Below are 22,476 nucleotides of genomic sequence, written 5' to 3'. Positions count from 1 at the left end.
ATAAAAACTCATGCTTAGTTTGCGTGCAATGTGCTATATGGGCTTTAACTATAACAGAAAAGTCGCTTTTTCCGATCAAGCCGCCCCACAACCTGGCAGACCGGCCCTACCCTTAAAGTGACATATCCAGGGAAGCTACATCTGAGAGACCCACAATAAGCAGGTCGACACAGCACGTGTGTCGGCACGGGACTCATTCGTCTATGGGGTATTATGAACTATGGGACTTAAATTCAAGCGCGGCAGCTCCCCGTCGCCATCCAGTAAAACAAAAACATCGGGACTTGGTGTCCGTGAAAAGCTTGCCGGTGCGTTCTTTCTTGTCGGTCTGATCGCTGTGCTTGCCGCGACTGTTTCGGTCTTTTCATTCAACAAATTTGGCAGCCAGCTTGACGAAATCACCCATGCCCAGCTGCCACCAATGTTCACCGCCCAGCAGTTGGCCACCGATAGCGTAAAGGTTGTCGCATCCGCACCGCGCATCGTTGCCGCCACGTCCCCGGAAGAAGAACAGGTCGTCAAGATCGAACTGGACATGCTGCTTGACAGTCTGCGCGAGAAACTTGAACAGCTGTCGCAGTCCGGCCTACCGCCCGCATCGCTGTCTCATATTGAAACCAACGGCAAAAACCTTGCCGATAATCTTGAGAAACTGCACGACACCACGCTTCGCCGTTTTGAAGCCGCCAACAAGCTGGCAGAAAGTCTTGATAAGTTTCAGCAGCTCAATAACCGGTTTGGTTCGATGCTCAAGCCATTGCTGGCAATGTCGCAGAACCAGATTTCCAACATCGGCACCCAGGTTGAAGACATCCGCAAAAGCGGTTCTTTCCTGACGCTGGATCAGAAAACCCAGGGCACCGAGCTTCTGGTCAAGCTTGATCAGACGATTGCCGAACGTGCACCGATTCTTGAGCTGTCGAAACTTGGCGGTGATATGGCCAACACAATTCTGGCCGCTGCATCAAGCACGGATGAAACCCGCCTGAAAATCATCGGCGTGCAGGTCAACGGGGCGATCGGCACCATCGAGACCCTGATCAAGAATCTCGAAAACAAGAAACTTCAGACATATTATTCCGACCTGATGGGCGATATCAAAACGCTTGCCGTCGGGGATCAGAGCATTCCGGCATTGCGTCTGGCCGAACTGCAACTGATCAAGGAACAGGGTGAAGTTGTTATTGAAAGCGCCGACTACGCAACCACCATGGAAAGTGGTGTGAATGCATTGGTCGAGGCCTTGCAGACCGGTGTTGACCGTTCTGCCGGTGCGGCCAATACGCTTAGCATCCAGAGCACCTATGTGATGTATGCGGTCGGTGCGCTGGCGGTTCTGTTGCCGCTTTTGATCTTTGTATTCTATGTGCGGGGCAACCTTCTGCGCCGTCTGGCCGGTTTGCAGAAAACCATGGTTGCGCTGGCAGCCGGGGATCTTGCAGTTGATGTCCCGTCCAAGGGCAATGACGAAATCAGCGCCATGGGTCGCGCGGTTGACGTGTTCAAGGAAAACGCCATCAAGGTCCGCGACATGCAGGCCGAGGAAGAGCGCCTTAACCGTGAACGCAACGAGGCCCTTCGTGATGAGCTGCTTGGCCTTGCCGACACCCTTCAGGGGGAAGTGGAAACCGCAGTGAATGAAATCGCCGCCCTTGGCGAACAGCTTCAGGGTGTTTCCGGTCAGATGACCGAAAGTGCCGAACTGGTTTCAAGCCAAAGCGAAGACGTGTCGACATCGGCACAGGAAGCCACCGGAAATGTCGAAACCGTTGCCGCCGCGACCGAGCAGCTTTCAAGTTCGAATGCGGAAATCAACCGTCAGATGGCGGAAACCACCCGCATTTCCAACGAAGCCGCCCAGCGGGCCCAGCACACCAACGAACTTGTTGTCAGCCTGTCACAATCGGCCGGCCGCATTGGCGAAGTGATCGCCCTGATCACCGACATCGCCGAACAGACCAACCTGCTGGCACTGAATGCGACGATCGAGGCCGCCCGTGCCGGTGATGCCGGCAAGGGCTTTGCCGTGGTTGCCGCCGAGGTCAAAAACCTTGCCAACCAGACCGAAAAGGCGACCGAAGAAATTGCAGGTCAGATTTCCGGTATTCAGAAGGCCACCGGTGAGTCCGTGACCGCAATCGGTGAAATCGGGACAATCATTGATAATCTTAATCAGATTGCCACGACGATTTCCGCCGCGGTCGAGGAACAGGGTGCCGCCACCGACGAGATCAGCCGCAATGTTCGTGGTGCTGCCGATCGTACCCGTGCGGTATCGGCATCGATCACCGAGGTCGCCAATGAAACCGGGCGCACCGGTCAGTTGTCGGGTGAAGTTCTGACCACGTCGCGGGCTGCATCGGAAAAAGTTGGCGAAATGCGCAATCGTATCGCCAGCATCCTTGAAGATCTGCGTCAGCAGGCCCGTGATCGCGCAGCGTGATCGCGCCCTGCCCGACGGTTCCAATCTGAATGACAAAGGCCCACCGGTTGGTGGGCCTTTTTTTCATCGCGGGTCCGGTTGATCCGTATATGCAATCTGATTGCCGGTACAATCAGGCGCTTGGCCAGCTGCCTTTAAGGCGTCCGCCGATGCGAACCGATTCAATACGTTTGGCAAGGCCGGTCTTGTCATCGGTTTCAACAAACACACCGCACACGGTCGCCGGGCCTTCGGCCGGTTCAAAACGCCCGGACGGCATTTTGGTCAGGAATTTGCGAACCGAGTTTTCCTTTTTCATGCCGATGACGGAATCAAAGTCGCCACACATGCCAACATCGGTCTGATAGGCCGTGCCATTGGGAAGAATTTGCGCATCCGCCGTTGGCACATGGGTATGCGTGCCCAGTACAAGCGATGCACGCCCGTCACAATGATGACCAAACGCCATCTTTTCCGACGTGGTTTCGGCATGGAAATCCAGAATGATCGCATCGACATTCTTGCCCAGCTTGTGCTTGCCAAACAGCTTGTCCGCACCCTGGAACGGGCAGGAAAGCGGATCCATGAAAAGACGGCCCATCATATTGATGACGCAGACCTTCTTGCCCGATCTGGTTTTGAACACGTAATCGCCATTGCCCGGCGTCCCATCGGGGAAATTCCAGGGACGCAGGAGTTTTTCATCCTCGTCGATATAGGCGATGATTTCGCGTTGATCCCAGACATGGTTGCCGGTGGTCAGGACATCCGCCCCCGCCGCGTAGAATTCCTTGCAGATTTTGGCGGTCACACCGAAACCATGGGCCGCGTTTTCGACATTCACCACAGCGATATCAACAGACAGGCGATCGCGAAGCATCGGTAATGCTTCCAGCGCTGCCTTGCGGCCGGTTTGGCCGAGAACGTCGCCAAGATGAAGTAAACGCATATTCTTTCCTGTGTTTTTTACATACCTCAACTTGCAGGCATGATTTTAGCAATGCTCCCTGATCCGGGACGCACCGCATACTGCATTACGCAAAGGAGAAGGGATTTGTTCAATAAGATAAGCGGGAGCCGCCGCTGCCGTTGGCCATGTGGTAATTCCTCGTGACCTGCAGGTGCAGGTGGGCGCCGTATAACCAGACCACGGCCTGGCAAGGGACAGCTCCCTAGAGAAATGAGCATCGGCCCCGGGAATTAGCGAACCTGACGAACAGGGCAGCCCCCTTATGCTGGGTTCTTGATCGCCGCGTACGGCGCATCGCAAACGGTCAGCGACGGGAACTTAGTCCCCGGTCATTGGAATTTCAAGTGGATTACACGCATTTGTCAGCGCCCCCCACCCCGCATCTGACCATCGCGCGATCACGGATCGCCGATAATCGGCAATCAGCTTTGTGCAAGCTTGTCGGCGATGGCTTCGACCCGGGCAGCCATGGTTTCGATATTTTCAGCCAGTTCATCACTTTGCGCATCGGACAAACCGACCGGTTGTGGCTGTTGCGGGGTCTGGTTTGCGAGCTGTTCCTGCGCATTACCAAGTTCATCGGCAATCAGCAGGCTGGTCATGACCAGCAAACGCTGTTCCCCGATCTGGCCGACCGCATCGGCAATTTCCTTAACACGGTCATTCACATAACCCGCAAGGGCGTGAATGCGATCTTCCTGCCCGTCATCACATGCGATGTCGTAGCTGCGACCATTAATGCGGATGGATACCTGTGCCATGGATTACGCCTGTTTCTTTACGGGGTCTTCGGCAAGAACGAATTTAAGCTGATCTACTGCACCGTCGAGCCGGGCGGAAACCGTTTCGGTTGCCTCGGTCAGACGATCATAATCCGCGCGCATCGCCGAAAGTTGCGCACGCAATGCTTCAACTTCCTGGGTGTCTGAAACGGCGGACTGATTTTTCTGACTGATGGCCGACTCCGCTGCCAGTTCCAGACGGTCCAATGCTGATTTCAGTCGATCACTTGCCTGTTGCAACCGCGACATGGATTATTACCCGATTGTTTGCTGTTTTTCCCTAGACCACAGAACGAATTGATCTGTGACGAATCACTATGAGCCTTATCAAGACCTGTGAAGATGTCATGATCATGGCTTTAACACCCGACACCCTGATCAACAACATTTTTGCCCGGCTGACGGCAAAAACACCACAAGCCGACATTGGTGATAACATCAGGAAAACACGGGGTGCCAATCACAAACCGGTCAGCATGGCGAACCGCAGCCATGCACAACCGACACATCTGTTAGCCGGAATCCGGGTAACAGGCGTCGTTTTTTGACAGAAGCGGTTGACGGATGCCCCCCATAAGGGCATCTTCCGCGCGAATTCCGTTAATTATGGAATAACCGTATTTAAAGTGTTTTCATCGCCCGACCGCGAAACCCCCAGGAACCGCATCACATGACGACGCAAGTAGAACACAACCGCATGGCCAATGCCATCCGCTTCCTCTCGGCAGACGCTGTTGAGAAAGCCAACTCCGGACATCCCGGCATGCCGATGGGCATGGCAGACGTTGCGACTGTTCTTTACACCAAATTCTTGAAATTCGATCCGAAGCACCCGAACTGGCCGGACCGCGACCGTTTCATCCTGTCGGCTGGTCACGGCTCGATGCTTCTTTATTCGCTTCTGCACCTGACCGGTTACGAAGATTTCGATCTTGATCAGATCAAGAATTTCCGTCAGATGGGCTTCCGTACTGCCGGCCACCCGGAATTCGGCCATGGCGCAGGCATCGAAACCACCACCGGCCCGCTGGGTCAGGGTATTGCGACCTCGGTCGGTTTCGCACTTGGCGAACGCATCATGAATGCCCGTTTTGGCAATGATGTTGTTGATCACTACACCTATGTGATTGCGGGCGACGGTTGCCTGATGGAAGGCATCTCGCAGGAAGCCATTTCGATGGCCGGTCACATGAAACTGTCGAAACTGATCGTTCTGTTTGACGATAACGGCATTTCGATTGACGGCCCGACGTCGCTTTCGACATCCGAAGATCACACTAAGCGCTTCGAAGCTGCTGGCTGGGATGTTCAGGAAATTGACGGCCACGACCCGGTCGCCATCGAAGCCGCCATTGCCAAGGCAAAAACCACCAACACCCCGTCGATGATCGCCTGCAAAACCCAGATCGGTTTTGGCGCACCGACCAAAGCTGGTAGTTCGGCAACGCACGGTGCTGCCCTTGGCGCCGAAGAACTTGCCGGTATGCGCAAGAAACTGAATTGGGATTACGAGCCGTTCGAAATCCCGGCTGACATTCGCGAAGCTTGGCTTGCAGCCGGTAGCCGCGGTGCGGATGATTTCAATGCCTGGGGTTCACGTTTCGAAGGTCTTGAAGCTGGTCTGAAAGACGAGTTCGAGCGCCGCGTCGAAGGCAAACTTCCGGAAAACTGGATCGAAGCATTCAACGACTACAAAAAGCAGATCACCGCTGATCAGCCGAAAGTCGCGACCCGTAAGGCTTCGGAAAACGTTCTTGAAGTTCTGACCAAAGCGATCCCGGAAATGATCGGTGGTTCTGCCGACCTGACCGGTTCGAACAACACCAAGACCAGCGTTCAGTCCCCGATTACTGCCGAAGGCGGTTATGAAGGTGCGTATATCTATTACGGTATCCGTGAACACGGTATGGCAGCAGCCATGAACGGTCTGGCTCTGCATGGTGGCGTTCTGCCCTATGGCGGGACCTTCCTGGTCTTTACCGATTATTGCCGCCCGTCGATCCGTCTGTCGGCTCTGATGAACCAGCGCGTTGTTTATGTCATGACCCATGATTCCATCGGTCTTGGCGAAGACGGCCCGACCCATCAGCCGGTCGAACATGTTGCGTCGCTGCGTGCGATGCCGAACGTTACCGTCATCCGCCCGGCGGACGCGGTTGAAACGGCAGAAGCATGGGCAATGGCGATCACCAATGAAAGCGGCCCGACCGTTCTGGCACTGACCCGTCAGAACCTGCCGACGCTGCGTACCGACTATCGTGAAGATAACCTTGTCGCACGTGGCGGTTATGTGATTTCCGATTGCGATGGTGATCGTCAGGTTACCCTGATTGCGACCGGCTCCGAAGTCGAGATCGCAGTGGATGCACAGGCCAAGCTGAAAGCATACGGGATCAATGCCGCTGTTGTTTCGCTGCCGAGCTGGGAACTGTTTGACGCCCAGTCGCCGGAATACCGCAAGGACGTTCTGGGCAGCGCACCGCGCGTTGCCATCGAAGCCCTGTCGGTGTTTGGCTGGGAAAAATATGTTGGCGATAACGGCAAGGTTATCGGCATGCACGGTTTCGGTGCTTCGGCTCCGGCCCCGGTTCTTTACGAGCATTTCGGCATCACTGCCGACGCGCTGGTCAAAGCAACCAAGGAACTGGTTTAATTTACAGGGCCGGATCGGTAACATGCCGATCCGGCCTTTTTTCTATGGGTTTTGAACCCTAAGCCGTGATTGATACTCCCCAGGTACCAATCATTATAATTTTGGAGGGATGAATGGCTATTCGCGTAGCGATTAATGGTTTTGGTCGTATCGGCCGTCTTGTTCTGCGTTCTATCGTTGAAAGCGGTCGCACCGACGTTGAAGTTGTTGCCATCAACGACCTGGGTGACGTCAACACCAACGCACATCTTCTGAAATATGATTCCGTTCATGGCGTTCTTGCCAACGAAGTCAAAGCCGAAGGCGACAACCTGGTCATTGACGGCAAAGCCATCAAGGTTTGCTCCGAACGTGACCCGGCGAACCTGCCGTGGGCAGCGCTGAATGTTGATATCGCATTCGAATGCACCGGTATCTTCCTTGACGAAGCCGGTGCAGGCAAACACCTGACCGCTGGCGCAAAACGCGTTCTGATTTCGGCCCCGGCAAAGGGCGATATCAAGACCGTTGTTTACGGTGTTAACTCCGACACCCTGACCGCTGATGACGTCATCGTTTCGAACGCTTCGTGCACCACCAACTGCCTGGCACCGGTTGCAGACGTTTTGAACAAGACCGTTGGCATCACCAAAGGCTTCATGACCACAGTTCACGCCTTCACCGGCGACCAGAACACCGTGGACAGCCTGCACAAGGACCTGCGCCGTGCACGTTCGGCATCGCTTTCGATGATCCCGACCTCGACCGGTGCAGCCAAGGCTGTTGGTCTTGTTCTTCCGGAACTCAAGGGCAAACTCGATGGCACTGCCATCCGCGTTCCGACCCCGAACGTTTCCATGGTTGACCTGACCTTCGTTGCTGGCCGTGACACCACCGTTGATGAAGTCAACGCCGCCATCAAAGAAGCTGCAAACGGTCCGCTTAAAGGCGTTCTTGGCGTTTGCGAAGCACCGCTGGTTTCGGTTGATTTCAACCACAACCCGAACAGCTCGACCTTTGATGCGACCCAGACCCAGGTCATGGATGGCAACTTCGTTCGTATCCTGTCCTGGTATGACAACGAGTGGGGCTTCTCCAACCGCATGAGCGACACCGCTGTCGCCATGGCGAAGTTCCTCTAAGCTTCGTTTGGTCCGAATTTGGAAAGAGCCCGAAGTATTCTGCTTCGGGCTCTTTTCTTTTGGCGGCCAATCGGTCAGTCTTGCCCTCACCCTGCCCGCCCGGTCAACGCAAAGGAACCAGACCGTGAGCCTATTGTTCAAGGAACTCGATTATCGACCGACCCCGATTGGGGTTTTGAGCCTGCGCCGACGTCGCGAGCTCAGCCTTGATATCGATGTTTATGAAATCAAGCTTGATGACGAATACCTGATGTCGAGCCTGTTTACCGATGCTGAAATCGCGCTGGCCGACCTTGGGCTGGCGGACCTTGCCGGTGACAGCCTTGATGTTGTGGTTGGCGGACTGGGCCTTGGCTATACCGCAAAGGCGGCGCTCGATAATCCGAAGACCGGAAAGCTTACGGTTCTTGATACCCTTCCCGAAGTCATCGAATGGCACCAGCAGGGATTGCTGCCACTTGGTGAACAGCTTTCGGGTGATCGGCGCTGCGAACTGGTTCATGCGGATTTCTTTGGGGCATCACTTTCCGATATTGCGGGCATGAACCCGCAACGCCCCGATACCAGACATGATGCTATTCTGCTTGATGTTGATCATTCACCGGGCAATGTTTTGCATGACGATCACAAGCGCCTTTATACAAAGGACGGCTTGCAGAAACTTGCGACACATCTGGTGCCGGGCGGGGTGTTTGCACTTTGGTCCACAGAATTGCCCGAACCCTGGTTTGAAGAAAATCTGGCGGCGGCCTTTGACGACATTCGCGCCGAGGTCATTACATTCCGCCATCCGCTGATTGACCGTGAAGATATCAATACGGTCTATATCGCGCGCAAAGCATCGTAAGACGGTCCTGCCGATGACGGTATTTCCCGATCCGGTCATTCGTATTCATGGCATAAAAGGTGCCAGATCGGCCTGTCGTGTGTTGGCCGACCGGCCATTTGTTTTGCTGTCGCCAGAACATGCTGCCCAAATCAACGGGGCACAATGGTTTGCCGGTCTGGTCGGGCTGACACGCGATGAGTTTCCGACTGCGGCCTTTCGCGCCATTCTTGATTGTCGCGGGCGCATGTCCGGGGCACTGGCCGCGATCGAAATCGGTCTGGATGGCGTGATCATTGATCCGACTGGTAACAGGCAAACCGAAAACCTGCGCGACATGGGTCAGCAACGCGGATTTCAGGTTTTCACAGCCCCGCCCCCGGCCGATGCGATATACGAGATGGAAGACCACCGGCTTCCCGATCATGAACTCGACCGGCGCCTTGGTGCCAGCCTTGGCTAGGCAATTGCCAAAAGCAGCGCCAGGCGTTACATAACACGCAGGAAATCATCAGGAATTATCACCGTGAACACTGACGAACTTGCCGGTCTTTATCTTTTGACCCCGCCGAAAATCGAACTTGCATCCTTTGGCGAGACGCTGAAGTCGGTTCTTGATACCGGTGCGGTTGATTGCCTGCAGCTTCGTCTGAAAGATGTCAGCGATGATGAAATCCGCAAGGCGATTGATACCATCCTGCCGATGTGTAACGACCGCGACATTCCGCTGATCCTTAATGACCGCCCCGACATTGCCAAAAAGTCCGGCTGTGACGGCGTCCATGTTGGCGAAGAAGACGCCAGCTATGACGAGGCGCGCGCCATCATGGGCGAGGAACATATCGTTGGTGTATCGTGCTATGACAGCCGCCATCGCGCGATGATCCTTGGTGAAAAGGGTGCGGATTACGTTGCCTTTGGCGCGTTTTACCCGACCCAGACCAAAGAAGCCAAAACCAGCGTTACACCGGAAATTCTTGAAATCTGGACGACCTTTACCACGGTGCCATGTGTTGCCATCGGCGGCATCACCGCGGACAATGTCGCCCCGATTGTTCTGGCCGGGGCGGATTTTGTCGCCGTGACCGGCGGGGTCTGGAACTATCCGGACGGACCCGAAGCCGGTGCCAGGGCCATCAAGGCGGCAATTGCCGCAACCGAGGCCTGAGACAGGCTGACATCGTAAAATGTCAGGGGTGGCAAAAGCTTGGCCCCAGCCATGCGGGAATGACGGGCTGTCATGCGCGATAACCCTGATCAATCTGCTTGCAGCAAAACAGCCAAACTGATAGTTAGAGCCCCTTAAATGGGGCGAGTGCCCCCTATTGCATTGTGAATCTGTGATCTGAAAGAACGGTTGGTGCCATGAAAATCAACGGCAACGAAATCCGTCCGGGTAACCTTATCGAACATAAAGGTGCCCTGTGGCGTGCAGTAAAATGCCAGGCTGTAAAGCCGGGTAAAGGCGGTGCTTTTAACCAGGTTGAACTTAAAGACATTCGTACCGGCACCAAGCTGAACGAGCGTTTCCGTGCATCGGAAACCGTCGAAAAGGTTCGCCTTGAGCAGAAAGAATACACCTACCTGTTCGCCGATGGTGACATGATCACCTTCATGGACACCGAAACCTATGATCAGATCACGATCAATTCCGACCTTGTTGGCGAACCCGCTGTTTATCTTCAGGATGGCATGGTTGTTACCATCGAATCCTTCGAAGGTGAGCCGCTTGGCGTGACCCTTCCGGAACATGTCGTCTTCCAGATTGTCGAAGCCGATGCTGTTGTAAAAGGTCAGACCCAGTCTTCTTCTTTCAAACCGGCCGTTCTTGAAAACGGTGTTCGTGTGATGGTGCCCCCGCATATTGAATCGGGTACGCGCATTGTCGTGAACACGGTTGAAGGCACCTATATCGAGCGTGCCAAGGACTAAGGGCGTTCCCTGCCCTTCGGTTTTTCTTTAATTCAAACACCGGGAGATATGCCGTGCGAGGCGCCGCCCGTCGTTCTGCGAATATCAACGTTATGTACAAGGCTGTCGAAAAGGCAGCCTATGGACTGAAACGCGACTTCGGTGAAGTCGAAAACCTTCAGGTGTCGATGAAAGGCCCGGCAGATTTCGTATCTGCGGCTGATCACCGTGCCGAGAAACGCCTGCGTGAAGAACTTGAACGTGCCCGTCCGGGTTACGGCTTCCTTCTTGAAGAAGGCGGTGAGGTCAAGGGTTCCGATCCGGAACATCGCTGGATCATTGATCCGCTTGATGGCACCACCAACTTCTTGCATGGCATTCCGCATTTTGCCATTTCGGTTGCCCTTCAGAAGGGTGACGAAATCATCGCTGGCATGATTTATGACGTTGCCAAGGATGAGTGCTTCTGGGCGGAAAAAGGCCTTGGTGCGTTTCTTGACAACCGTCGCCTGCGTGTTTCCGGCCGCCGTCGTTTGAACGAATGTGTTCTGGCTTGTGGCGTTCCGCATCTTGGTCATGGTGATCATGCTGCATTTGAAAAACAGCTGCATTCGGTCATGGACCGTTGTGCGGGTGTTCGTCGCATGGGTGCCGCATCCCTTGATCTGGCCTATGTCGCAGCCGGTCGTTATGACGGCTATTGGGAAGCACATCTCAATGCCTGGGACATTGCTGCGGGTCTTTTGATCGTGACCGAAGCCGGCGGTTATGTCCGCGACGCCAATGGCGGCACCAACATGCTTGGTACCGGCAGCGTGGTTGCAGCCAACGACTATATCCAGCCGGTTCTGGCCAAAACGCTTAAGAAAGCGATCACGGACTAACATCCCGCTTTTATTACCGTTTTTTGAAAGGGGCACTTCGGAATTTACCGAAGTGCCCCTTTTGCTTTATCGGTCAAAGCGGTTGTCCATTATCTGTCTCTAAGCTATGGTGCATGGTACTGCGTAGCCATTTGACGGGCTGCCAGACAACAGGGGTGGCATTCGATAAATTTTCCGGGTGCCTAACGATCGACACAAAACTGTGTAAAAAAGAAAAACGTTATAAGACGATTTCAAACACAGGGTATTAAGGGGCCTGCGATTTGATGAAGGGGTATTCCAAGATTTCCGTGCTTGCGATGTCGGCTGCACTGGGAACCACCGTGTTCTTTGCTGCGAACGCATCCGCACAGCAATACTCCCCCGTCTCGGTTGACAATAGCGTCCAGGTAAACTGGGACGTCGCAGACGGTTTTGGTGATCAGCCAACCGTCCCGCAATATCTTTCACCGTCCGTGTCACGCGAACATATCGTGATGCCCGGTGGTGATCTGATCTTTCCGGAAACCAAACCGAAATCCGAATTTCTTGCCAGCAACCAGTTTGCCGAAACCGGCAGTGCAGGCACCTATGACAGCGACTTTGAGACGGTTGTCATTGATGGTTCGGCTGGCGGCAGCGCATTTCCGACCCAATCAGAATTTTATGGTGTCCCGGGTGTAAACCCGTCAGCGGCAATGGATGATGGTGCCAATCAGGTCATCGCCCTTGAACAGCCTGCGCCGACGTCTGGGCCGCGCAGCAAGCCTGCCGCGCCGGTCGCGGTTGCCAGCAGCACATCAAATGCAAATGCGCCAACACCGCTGACCAAACCGGCATCTGCCCCGGCACCGACACCGGCACCAGCCGCACCGGTCATGACCGAAGCACCGGCTTCGAGCCCGGCACAGGCAACACCGGTCGCAGCGGCGTCTACATCTGCACCTGTATCAGCACCGGCACCTGCCCCGACGACAGAAACAGCCGAGATGGTCGAACCGCCAAAGGCCCCGCCGCTTTTGTCTGATGACAGTGGCGCATCGTCGGCACCAAGTGCACCGGTCGTCGAACCGATTGCCAAGGGCAACGAAGTTCCGCCGCCGCCGGCACCGTCACCCGACACCACGCAATCTGCCGCCACCATGGCGGAAACAGCCCCGGCAGCGAAAGCAGAACCGGCACCGAAACCGGCCGCCGAGGAAGCAGCCGTTCCCCCGGCAAACCAGGCCGCACCGGCCCCGATGCCGACCGCTGGCAGTGACGAATACAGCCTTGGCTTTGCCGCAGACAGCTTTGAGCTGACCGGTCAGGCCAAAAGCGCGCTTGATCAGGTGATTTCAGCAATGAACAAGGATGACAGTCTTCGCATCCAGCTTCAGGCCTATGCCCAGGGCGATGGTGCCAATGCATCCAAGGCGCGCCGCCTGTCGCTGTCGCGTGCGCTTCAGGTTCGTTCCTATCTGATTGATCAGGGCGTGCGTTCAACGCGCATTGATGTTCGTGCCCTGGGTGCGAATGTTCCGTCCGGCCCTGCCGATCGCGTCGATATCAAAACCGTTCAACGCTAGGATTAATCCATCATGAGCAGTCAATCGGCCAATGGTGCAGGTACGCTCCTGCCCATTACCAAACCCGGAAGTTATCTGACACGTATGGCGATCTTTGTTGCCATCATCGTCGGGGTCGGCGCCCTGCTGTTCCCTGCATTGTCTGATGCCTTTATGGCCAATGCTGTTCTTAATGGCTTGATCCTTGGCGTATTTGTCGTCGGGGTGATTTACACCTTCCGCATGGCTGCCAGCCTGTCACCGGAAGTCACCTGGATCGAGGATTTCCGTCGGTCGCGCCCGGGCCTGACATCACAGGTTCCGCCGAAACTTCTGGCCCCGATGGCCAGCATGATGGCCGAACAGCGCCGCGATCGCCCGCAACTTTCGACCACATCGACCCGTACCATCCTTGATTCCATCCGGTCGCGCCTTGATGAAAGCCGCGAATTGTCGCGCTATATCGTTGGTCTTCTGGTGTTTCTTGGTCTGTTGGGTACTTTCTGGGGCCTGCTTCAGACCGTGAACTCGGTTGCCGATGTCATTGGCAATGTCAATGTCGGCAGCGGATCGAACATGGATCTATGGTTCTCTGATCTTAAGGAAGGCCTGTCAGAGCCGCTGAGCGGCATGGGAACGGCGTTCTCGTCCTCGCTGTTTGGTCTTGCCGGTTCGCTGGCACTTGGTCTTCTGGATATGCAGGCCGGTCAGGCCCAGAACCGGTTCTTCAACGATCTTGAAGAATGGCTTTCAAGCTTCACCCGTCTGGGTTCGGGAAGCGCGCTTTCGGATGGCGAACAGTCGGTTCCGGCCTATCTTTCGGCACTGATCGAACAGATGGCCGACAATATGGAAGGACTGCAAAATTCCATCCAGCGTTCGGAAAGCTCCCAAATCAAGTCGCACAATACCCTGATTGATCTGGCCGACAAATTGTCGACCCTGACCGATCAGATGAAGGCCGAACAGCAATTGATGGTCAAGCTGGCGGAAAACCAGATGCACCTGAAACCGGTGCTTGATCAGCTGGCGGACTCCATGAAAATGGGCAGCTTCGGGATTGACGACAACACGCGCGCCCATATCCGTTCGCTTGATAACCAGCTTGGCCGTGTTGCCGAAGAACTGACCGTCGGCCGCCAGCAGTCCACACAGGAAATCAGAAGCGAGATCAAGCTTCTGGCCCGTACCATCGCCGCCATCGCCGAGGAGGGCTGATCGCATGATCGGGCTTTCGCGCCGTCGTAACCGCGATGTGAATACTTGGCCGGGCTTCGTTGATGCGCTGGCAACGCTTTTGATGGTGATCATCTTTCTTCTGATGATCTTTGTCATTGCGCAGGTTTATCTGGGTGCCGCCCTTTCGGGACGTGACGAAGCACTGAGCGATTTGACCGCCCAGGTCAACGAGCTGACCAATCTTTTGTCGCTTGAACGTGGAAACAATCAGCGGATGGAACTGGAACTGACCCAGTTGACCACCGAGCTTTCCAATACCAGCGACCAGCGTGACGACTTGAAGTCCCGCGCGGCCGCCCTTGCGACCCAGCTTGCAGATGCCAAACTTTCGGCTGACGAGATCGAGAAGAAGCTTCTTGCTGCTTTGGCGACCCTTGAAACCAAGGAGACCGAGCTTTCGGAACTGCGCAGCAACAGCGAAGAAAAGATCGCCGATCAGGAAACCCGCATCGAAGAACTTTCTGCACTGCTCGCCTCGCGGGCATCGGAACTTGAAACCCAGAAAAATCTGAGCGCAGAAGCACAGGCACAGGTCGCTGCCCTTAATCAGCAGATGCTTGCCCTGCGCCAGCAATTGCAAAAGATCGAAGCCGCACTTGAGGCGTCCGAACGCGAGAATGCCGACAAGGAAGCCCAGATCGTCAATCTTGGACAGCGCCTGAATGCGGCACTTGCCACCAAGGTTGCCGAGTTGCAGCGTTATCGTTCGGAGTTCTTTGGCCGCCTGCGCGAAGTTCTTGGCGACCGTCAGGATATCCGCGTTGTCGGTGACCGCTTTGTGTTCCAGTCCGAAGTTCTGTTTGGATCGGGATCAGCCGATCTTGGCGAAGAAGGTCAGGAACAGCTGGCAAAACTTGGTCAGACCCTGACGACGATTGCATCGGAAATTCCCGACGATATTGACTGGGTCATGCGTGTTGACGGTCATACGGACAAGGTTCCGATCCGTAACCTCAAATTCGCATCGAACTGGGAACTGTCATCGGCACGTGCCATATCGGTGGTCAAATTCCTGATCGATCAGGGCGTCCCGCCCAACCGGCTGGTAGCAGCAGGCTTTGGTGAATATCAGCCCCTTGATAACCGCGACGATGAAATCGCCTATCGCCGCAACCGGCGCATCGAGTTCAAGATCACCGAGCGATAAGTCTTCATAGGTGTAAAACAAACAGCCCCTCCAATGCGAGGGGATGTTTGCATTTCATCGGCAACAATTTAAGGTAGAATGACAACATTTGATGGCTTAGTTTAGTGAAGTTCGATTCACCGACAAAAAAGAAAGTTCTCTAATGCTCTCAAGACTTTGCTTTGCGCTTGTTATGACGGCTTCATTAACTGCATGCGTAACAGACGGAGGTCCGACCGATGTAAAAGGTCGTTCTCTGAAAATCGACGACAAGGGATCTTTTACTCCAACTGAAAGTCGGTTTAACACCTTCGCCTTCCTGAAACCTTCCAGCGACTACATCACAGACGCAAAACAGCGCAACAACGGTCAGGGATGGATGGAAACCATCATCTGGGATTCGGGGCGTTCATTCATTACGATTGAATTCATCAACATAGCCTGGTTCTCTGACAGTAACGAGAGACGTTTCGCGAATGTGGACATTTTCACAAAGTTGGCGAAAAAATTTCCTGTTTCCAAAGATGACTTTGTTGAACTGGACGTGATTTCTCCGAGAACAAAGGGCTATTTTGCCCAAAATGACAAATGCATCGTTGGCAGCTTTACCAAGCGATTTAAGGGCCCGACGCCCTACGATAATGATCGCGGGCTTCCAGATGCTGTCGTCGAGTTCGGAACCTGTGGCGACAAGTTCAGCGTGTCCCCTGAAGAGTTCATTCACAAAATTGACCTGATAACGGAAGATGACAAAAAGAACATTGCGTCTGCATTTTCCAATGTGAACCCGCTGCCGGGCGCGAAAAAATTGCCACTAACAACAATCAATGGTTCCTGGGCCGGGTTGGTTGATGAATTTTCTGGCTCCGTTACCCGCGAAACAGCAGCGCAAGTCGAGTTTAAATTCTCGCTCCCAGATGAAAGTGCGCAATGCACAGGAACAGCGGTGAATGCACAGAAAACAACGCTGACAGGTAGCTGGGAATTGGAATGCACCAATGGCCTTCACGCTGACGGCATTTGGACGAACCGCCCAGGACAAAACTTTGTCGCAAGCGGATCGGACACCGAAAAACGCAGAGTGCAATTTGAACTGCGTTCGTGAATAACCTGAAAAATCCGAAATACCGAATCTGGCCCTGCAACCTCATGGTGCAGGGCCTTAATTTTTCTGGTGGGATCAAGGACTTCCCGCTAGGGTCGAAAACCGCGTCACCTTGATATCAAAACATCCATATTCCGGAGCCACCATGCTGCGCGATATTTCGCCCCAGAGTATTTTCATGGGCCTGTTGGCAGGCTTTGTCGGGTCTGCCAGTTCGTTTGCTGTTGTCCTTCAGGGGCTGAGTGCGGTTGGTGCAACACCGCAACAAGCCGCATCGGGCCTGATGGCGCTTTCGATTTCCATGGGGCTGTGTGCGATTGTGCTGTCGCTCAAGACCCGTCTTCCGATCAGCATCGCCTGGTCAACGCCCGGGGCGGCTTTGCTTGCCACATCCGGTGCGATCGAAGGCGGATTTGCGGTTGCGGTCGGTGCGTTTATCGTCTGTGCAATCCTGATCATCATAAGCGGCGTGTGGAAACCGTTGGGCCGGGCCGTTGCCGGCATTCCTGCCCCACTTGCCAATGCGATGCTGGCCGGGGTGTTGCTGGGCCTGTGTCTGGCCCCGGTCAAGGCGGTTGCATTTGATCCGTTGCTTGGCCTGCCGATTGCGATTGCCTGGCTGGTGGTCGGGCGATTTAATCGTCTTCTGGCGGTGCCTGCGGCCTTGCTGGCCTTTATCGCCGTCATGATTTTCGGGGTCGATTTCCCGGAAAATGCGCTGTCGGATTTAAGCGGATCGATCGCCCCGCCGGTCGAATTTGTGATGCCGGTTTTCACGCTTGGTGGTCTGGTCGGCATTGCGCTTCCGTTGTTTATCGTCACCATGGCATCGCAAAACATTCCGGGCACGGCGGTCTTGCGCGCCAATGACTATGACACCCCGCCCGGCCCGCTTTTTACCGTGACGGGTATTTTTTCACTGCTTTCGGCCCCGTTCGGTGGTCATGCGGTCAATCTGGCGGCCATTACCGCAGCCCTGTGCGCGGGCAAGGATGCCCATCCCGATCCGGCCAAACGGTATTGGGCGGCGGTATCAGGCGGTGTTTTCTATATCGTGTTCGGATTGCTTGCCGGTCTTGTCACGGCCTTTATCAGCCTTGCACCGGGCATCCTGATCGAAGCGGTTGCCGGACTGGCCCTGATTGGCGCCTTTGCCGGATCAGCCGTTGCCGCCTTTCGCGAGGAAGACGCCCGCGAGGCCGCCGCCGTGACCTTTATCGTTACGGCCGCCGGACTGACATTCTATGGAATTTCCGGGGCATTCTGGGGATTGCTTGCCGGTGGTCTGATTTATCTTCTGACCCATCTCAGAAACCGCTAGATATTCTGAATTGCGAAAAAGCCCGGCAAATCGAATGCCGGGCTTTTTTATGTTTTCAGCCGGTTTTGGCAGATGAATTGTCATTCGTGTCAATCGCATCAGACACCGATAATTTGCCAAGCAGCTCGCGCATGGCGTCATATTGCGACAGAAAAACCCTTCCGGTCAGATCATCAAGAAAATGGGCGCATTTCAGACGGTCCATCACCGGGCCTTTGACTTCTGACAGATGCAGGGCAATACACATTTCATCAAGCCGGTGATTGATGGCTTCAAGCGATTCCAGTGCGCTCAGATCAATCTCGTTGATGGCCGAACACATCAGAATGACATGCCTGAGCCGGTCATCCCCGACCACACGATCAAAGATGTAATCTTCAAGAAAACGGGCATTGGCAAAATACAGGCTTTCGTCAATGCGGATCGTCAGGATCGATGGATCGGTAATCACCTTGTGACGTTTGATGTTACGGAAATGCTGGGTGCTTGGCACCAGTCCGACCTCGGCAATATGGGGCCGTGACGTTTTATACAGGAACAACCCGATCGACAGCACAACACCCGACGTCACCCCGACTTCAACACCGAAGCCCAGCGTCAAAAGGATCGTTGCCAGCACCGCGACGAAATCGGCCTTTGAATATTGCCAGCTGGTTTTAAGGATCGAAAAATCGACCAGCGACAGCACGGCCACAATGATCGTGGCGGCAAGCGTTGCCTTGGGCAGGAAATAAACAAGCGGCGTAAGCGCGATAGCCGCGATCGCCAAACCAATTGCGGTAAAGGCACCGGCCGCCGGGGTTTGCGCACCGGCATCGAAATTGACAACCGAACGGGCAAAGCCACCGGTCACCGGATAGCCACCGGTAAAGGCCGCCCCGATGTTTGCCGCACCAAGACCAATAAGTTCCTGATCCGGGTTGATGCGCTGACGGCGCTTGGCGGCCAAGGTTTGCGCAACCGAGATCGATTCAACAAATCCGATTACAGAAATCAGAATGGCTGGCACCAGCAAATCCGACACCAGTCCGACCGAAAAATCGGGCATGGTCAGCGGCGGCAGACTTTGGGGCACGTCGCCGACAATTTTCACGCCACCATCGGCCAGATGAAACTGCCAAACCGCAAAGGTCGTCACCATGACCGCGGCAACCGGTCCGGCCTTTGTCACGACATCGGCAAGTCGTGGCCCTATGCCGATTTTGCGCAAGGCGGGTTTAAGCCCCTTGCGCACCCAGAACAGAAACAGCGTTGCAAGCCCGCCAATCAACAGGGTCATCGGATTGGTTTGCGGAAGATGCGCAACAAGGGATGTCACCATTTCCCAAAGATTATGCCCGCCGGCATCCACGCCCAGAATGTGCCTGATCTGGCTTGTCGCAATCAGAATGCCCGATGCGGTGATAAATCCGGCAATCACCGGATGGGACAGAAAGTTGGCCAGGAAACCAAGCTTGAACACCCCCATCGCAAGCAGGATCGCCCCGGAAAGCGCCGCAAGTGTAAGGGCCGCCACCGCATAGCCCATCGTGCCTGCCTCGGCCACATTGCCGATCGCAGCGGCCGTCATCAGCGAAACCACGGCCACCGGCCCAACGGCCAATGCGCGGCTTGTGCCGAAAATGGCATAAAGAATGATCGGGACAATCGATGCATAAAGCCCGGCTTCTGGCGGCAATCCCGCCAGAAGCGCATAGGCCAGCGATTGCGGGATCAGCATGATCGTCACAATGATGGCAGCAACCATATCATTGCCGAACGCAGTCCGGTCATAGCTGCGGCCCCAGTCAAGGACGGGGATATATTTCCCAAGACGCGGCAAGGTCATGTTTGGCAACTTTCGATCATATTGCAAAGGTTCAAGGCGCAGCCTTACAACCCGTTCAGGGGAACCTTGAGCATCAGGCGGCCGCTTTGATCCTTGGGCAGTTGACCCGCACGCATATTGACCTGCAGCGATGGCAGGATCAGACGCGGCATATCAAGCTGTGCATCACGTTCTGTGCGGAATTTGATGAATTCTTCGCGTGTCTTGCCCGCGCCAACATGAATGTTGAACCGGCGTTCGTCACCAACCGTGGTTTCCCAGCGAATGTCACGGCCATTGGGTCCATAGTCATGGCACATGAAAAGACGCATCTCGTCGGGCAGTGACAGCACCTTTTGAATGCTGTCATACAAAACACCGGCATCCCCGCCCGGGAAATCGGCGCGCGCCGAACCGCCATCAGGCATGAACAGCGTATCCCCGACAAAGGCAGCATCCCCCATGACATGCACCATGCAGGCCGGCGTATGGCCCGGCGTAAAGATCGCAAAGCAGGTCATGGATCCAACCTGATAGGTATCGCCATCTTCAAACAGCTTGTCGAACTGGCTGCCATCACGCTGGAACTCGGTCCCTTCGTTGAAGATCTTGCCAAAGGTTTCCTGAACAACCCGGATATTGGCCCCGATGCCCAGCTTTCCGCCCAGCTGTTGCTGGATATAGGGGGCCGCAGACAGGTGATCGGCATGAACGTGGGTTTCAATGATCCATTGCAGATCAAGTTCGCGTTCGCGAATATCCTTGATGATGGCGTCTGCGTGATCAAAACTGATGCGGCCCGCGGCATAGTCGATATCCATGACGGAATCGACCACGGCACAGGCGTTGCTTTCCGGGTCCTTGACCACATAGCTGATGGTGTTGGTTGCGTCGTCAAAGAATGCGCGAACGTCTGGCTTTGCAGACATATTTACCGGATACGGGGACATGGTATCTCCTTCGGTCAGGCGCACAGTTCCGGCGCCGTTAAACACTGTTGAGATCATCCTACCCAGTCATTGTGAAGCGCGTCTGTGACCAAGTCACCAAACACATTCAAATATTATAATTTTTTGATTTTATTAATGAAACAGAAGCCTGAAATCAGGTGTCTTTACTGTTTTGCCAACGCCTTGATCTGATCGCGGTCAAGAATATGGATGACTCCGCGCGCCTGTTCGATCCAGCCCCGACGCTGAAATTCGGCAAGCTGGCGGGAAATGACTTCGCGCGCGGTGCCAAGCTCGCCTGCAAGTTTTTGGTGGGTTGTCTGGATGGTGTGCTGTTCGGATGACAATTCGATCAGCTTTTGCGCCAGCCGGATATCGAGCCTGCGAAACGCGATTTCTTCGACCACTGCAAACAGGTCGGTCATGCGGCGCGAATAGGCCATAAAGACGAACTGGCGAAATTCCGGTGAATCCGCAACCATGCGATCAAACACATCACGGGGAATGGCCACCGCCTGCAATCCGGTTTCTGCGATGCCTTCGGCGGAATAATCTTCATATGCCATCAGACAGGCTGTGGTTAACACACAGCTTTCACCGGCATGCACACGATACAGAACAATTTCACGCCCGGTTTCAGATGTTTTCTGAACCCGCACCGTGCCACTAAGCAGCAACAATAACTGTTCGGGTGGCTTTCCCGGGCCAAAAATCACGGTATCGACCGGAATATCAATAACCCGGCTGTTATCGGTCAGATATTGGCGAAGCTCCGTCGACAAACGCGACAATCCGGGAAACTGCATGATCCAGTCTGCGTGCGACATATTTTATCCTGTCTGTTTCCCGCGCCATTCAAAACAACAAAAACCTTTTGTGTTTTGTCTTCTTGGCCCTGCAAATGCAAGCCCAAAGCACTGATCTGAAATCCGGGGGATGGTGGGCAGCCCCGGAACCCGCGGCCAGTTTCCGCCTTTACGGCAACCGGATACGGGGTCGCTCGGAAAATATGATCATTCCTTGTTGGTCGGGATGATCAGATTGCCACGATCATCGATTTCCCAGAACGGGTTAAAGGCAACCTCCCAGGCGTGACCATCCGGGTCGCGGAAATATCCGGAATACCCGCCCCAGAAAACCTTTTCGGCCGGCTTCTGGATTTTGGCCCCGGCTTTCTCGGCCTCGGCCATGACAAGATCGACTTCTTCTTCGCTGCGCGCGTTAAAGGCCAGGGTCAGCCCGGCAAAGCTGGCCCCCGTATCATCATCGAACTTGCCGTCTTCCTTAAGCGCATCACGTCCGAACAGGCCAAGGGCAAGACCATTGGACAGTTGGTAAAACACCACCTGCCCTTCGACCATTTCGGTCATTTTCCAGCCAAGACCGTTTTCATAGAACCGGCGCGAACGATCCAGATCGGCAACGCCCAAGGTAATCAGCGAAACACGCTGTTCCATCTTATGCCCCCACTGATTGCTGCATTAAAATCTGTCTGACCATAGCACATTGTTTTTCCCGGCCAGAAGACAGACTCGATCATTGCTGGAATATCGCATCGCAACAGAGACGCAATTATATTGCGCGTAAATCGGTACCGGAATAAGTAAATAATAAGTTGACCCAACGTCAACCGATGCAATCGGGCGTTTTACGCATTGCGATGCGAGTTCATTTTGAAAAAAGGTCAGTATTCATTACCATTCTTGTATTCGGTGATGGTCCCGCAAACCGACCCGAATGAATGAGAGAACAGGTCATACCGAAACACTGCACCACATCCCATATAATAAAATGCAGTGCGTAAGACCCGAATGACCCGAATATCAGAGAGAT

Annotated in this window: 21 protein-coding genes and 1 other RNA gene; 14 read left to right on the top strand and 8 right to left on the bottom strand. The window is 54.7% G+C overall.

Features of this window, described 5'->3' with window-relative positions:
* Positions 1 to 220 precede the first annotated feature (220 nt).
* On the top strand, positions 221 to 2,443 hold the full coding sequence (locus CU041_RS18925) for a methyl-accepting chemotaxis protein (protein WP_068518122.1): 2,223 nt from the start codon (positions 221 to 223) through the stop codon (positions 2,441 to 2,443).
* Positions 2,444 to 2,555: 112 nt separating this feature from the next.
* Here CU041_RS18925 and CU041_RS18920 read toward each other — a convergent pair whose 3' ends face one another.
* The 4 genes from CU041_RS18920 to CU041_RS18905 all read right to left on the bottom strand — a co-directional run bounded on the left by CU041_RS18920 (position 2,556) and on the right by CU041_RS18905 (position 4,423).
* The gene (locus tag CU041_RS18920) at positions 2,556 to 3,371 is read right to left on the bottom strand and encodes a TIGR00282 family metallophosphoesterase (protein ID WP_068518123.1); all 816 of its coding nucleotides are present in this window, start codon (positions 3,369 to 3,371) and stop codon (positions 2,556 to 2,558) included.
* Positions 3,372 to 3,492: 121 nt separating this feature from the next.
* Positions 3,493 to 3,653: non-coding RNA, 6S RNA (gene ssrS, locus CU041_RS18915), on the bottom strand.
* A 161-nt stretch (positions 3,654 to 3,814) separates the two neighbouring features.
* Positions 3,815 to 4,153 (bottom strand): cell division protein ZapA, encoded by a 339-nt coding sequence (locus CU041_RS18910; RefSeq protein ID WP_068518124.1) that lies wholly within the window; start codon positions 4,151 to 4,153, stop codon positions 3,815 to 3,817.
* A gap of 3 nt (positions 4,154 to 4,156) precedes the next feature.
* A complete protein-coding gene (locus CU041_RS18905) occupies positions 4,157 to 4,423 on the bottom strand; it encodes a hypothetical protein (protein WP_068518125.1) in 267 nt (88 codons plus the stop codon).
* A 68-nt stretch (positions 4,424 to 4,491) separates the two neighbouring features.
* Here CU041_RS18905 and CU041_RS18900 point away from each other — a divergent pair, with 68 nt between their 5' ends.
* From CU041_RS18900 to CU041_RS18840, 13 genes are all read left to right on the top strand, one after another.
* The gene (locus CU041_RS18900) at positions 4,492 to 4,722 is read left to right on the top strand and encodes a hypothetical protein (RefSeq protein WP_101248059.1); all 231 of its coding nucleotides are present in this window, start codon (positions 4,492 to 4,494) and stop codon (positions 4,720 to 4,722) included.
* A 122-nt stretch (positions 4,723 to 4,844) separates the two neighbouring features.
* Positions 4,845 to 6,827, top strand: a complete 1,983-nt coding sequence (gene tkt / locus CU041_RS18895) for a transketolase (protein WP_101248058.1) — start codon at positions 4,845 to 4,847, stop codon at positions 6,825 to 6,827.
* Positions 6,828 to 6,940: 113 nt separating this feature from the next.
* Complete coding sequence (gene gap, locus CU041_RS18890) at positions 6,941 to 7,948, top strand: type I glyceraldehyde-3-phosphate dehydrogenase (protein ID WP_068518128.1); 1,008 nt, start codon at positions 6,941 to 6,943, stop codon at positions 7,946 to 7,948.
* A 124-nt stretch (positions 7,949 to 8,072) separates the two neighbouring features.
* The gene (locus tag CU041_RS18885; RefSeq protein WP_101248057.1) at positions 8,073 to 8,795 is read left to right on the top strand and encodes a polyamine aminopropyltransferase; all 723 of its coding nucleotides are present in this window, start codon (positions 8,073 to 8,075) and stop codon (positions 8,793 to 8,795) included.
* Positions 8,796 to 8,808: 13 nt separating this feature from the next.
* Entirely contained in the window at positions 8,809 to 9,237 is a 429-nt protein-coding gene (locus CU041_RS18880; RefSeq protein WP_101248056.1) for a hypothetical protein, read from the top strand.
* A gap of 63 nt (positions 9,238 to 9,300) precedes the next feature.
* Positions 9,301 to 9,942 carry a thiamine phosphate synthase gene (gene thiE, locus CU041_RS18875; protein ID WP_101248055.1) on the top strand — a complete coding sequence of 214 codons (642 nt, stop codon included), beginning with the start codon at positions 9,301 to 9,303 and terminating at the stop codon, positions 9,940 to 9,942.
* Between the two features lie 197 nt (positions 9,943 to 10,139).
* The gene (efp, locus tag CU041_RS18870; RefSeq protein ID WP_068518132.1) at positions 10,140 to 10,706 is read left to right on the top strand and encodes an elongation factor P; all 567 of its coding nucleotides are present in this window, start codon (positions 10,140 to 10,142) and stop codon (positions 10,704 to 10,706) included.
* 53 nt (positions 10,707 to 10,759) lie between these two features.
* The gene (locus tag CU041_RS18865; RefSeq protein ID WP_206927340.1) at positions 10,760 to 11,569 is read left to right on the top strand and encodes an inositol monophosphatase family protein; all 810 of its coding nucleotides are present in this window, start codon (positions 10,760 to 10,762) and stop codon (positions 11,567 to 11,569) included.
* Between the two features lie 266 nt (positions 11,570 to 11,835).
* Positions 11,836 to 13,116: an OmpA family protein gene (locus CU041_RS18860; RefSeq protein ID WP_101248053.1), complete on the top strand. Its 1,281-nt coding sequence runs from the start codon at positions 11,836 to 11,838 to the stop codon at positions 13,114 to 13,116.
* 12 nt (positions 13,117 to 13,128) lie between these two features.
* Positions 13,129 to 14,313, top strand: coding sequence for a flagellar motor protein MotA (locus CU041_RS18855; RefSeq protein WP_068518135.1), 1,185 nt, complete (start codon positions 13,129 to 13,131; stop codon positions 14,311 to 14,313).
* 4 nt (positions 14,314 to 14,317) lie between these two features.
* Positions 14,318 to 15,481 carry a peptidoglycan -binding protein gene (locus tag CU041_RS18850; RefSeq protein ID WP_068518136.1) on the top strand — a complete coding sequence of 388 codons (1,164 nt, stop codon included), beginning with the start codon at positions 14,318 to 14,320 and terminating at the stop codon, positions 15,479 to 15,481.
* Between the two features lie 142 nt (positions 15,482 to 15,623).
* Positions 15,624 to 16,565, top strand: a complete 942-nt coding sequence (locus CU041_RS18845) for a hypothetical protein (protein ID WP_170310305.1) — start codon at positions 15,624 to 15,626, stop codon at positions 16,563 to 16,565.
* Between the two features lie 145 nt (positions 16,566 to 16,710).
* Positions 16,711 to 17,886, top strand: a complete 1,176-nt coding sequence (locus CU041_RS18840) for a benzoate/H(+) symporter BenE family transporter (protein ID WP_068518137.1) — start codon at positions 16,711 to 16,713, stop codon at positions 17,884 to 17,886.
* Positions 17,887 to 17,941: 55 nt separating this feature from the next.
* On the opposite strand, the gene CU041_RS18835 is transcribed toward CU041_RS18840, so the two are convergent.
* From CU041_RS18835 to CU041_RS18820, 4 genes are all read right to left on the bottom strand, one after another.
* Positions 17,942 to 19,714: a SulP family inorganic anion transporter gene (locus tag CU041_RS18835; RefSeq protein ID WP_101248051.1), complete on the bottom strand. Its 1,773-nt coding sequence runs from the start codon at positions 19,712 to 19,714 to the stop codon at positions 17,942 to 17,944.
* A 44-nt stretch (positions 19,715 to 19,758) separates the two neighbouring features.
* Positions 19,759 to 20,688, bottom strand: coding sequence for an MBL fold metallo-hydrolase (locus tag CU041_RS18830; RefSeq protein ID WP_233433178.1), 930 nt, complete (start codon positions 20,686 to 20,688; stop codon positions 19,759 to 19,761).
* Positions 20,689 to 20,807: 119 nt separating this feature from the next.
* Complete coding sequence (locus CU041_RS18825) at positions 20,808 to 21,470, bottom strand: Crp/Fnr family transcriptional regulator (RefSeq protein WP_101248050.1); 663 nt, start codon at positions 21,468 to 21,470, stop codon at positions 20,808 to 20,810.
* A gap of 186 nt (positions 21,471 to 21,656) precedes the next feature.
* Complete coding sequence (locus tag CU041_RS18820) at positions 21,657 to 22,100, bottom strand: VOC family protein (protein ID WP_101248049.1); 444 nt, start codon at positions 22,098 to 22,100, stop codon at positions 21,657 to 21,659.
* Between the last annotated feature and the right edge of the window lie 376 nt (positions 22,101 to 22,476).

Source organism: Thalassospira povalilytica, from assembly GCF_002844235.1.
GTDB lineage: Bacteria > Pseudomonadota > Alphaproteobacteria > Rhodospirillales > Thalassospiraceae > Thalassospira > Thalassospira povalilytica.
The sequence above is the reverse complement of the archived record's forward strand: the minus strand, read 5'-3'. Positions and strand labels throughout refer to the sequence as shown.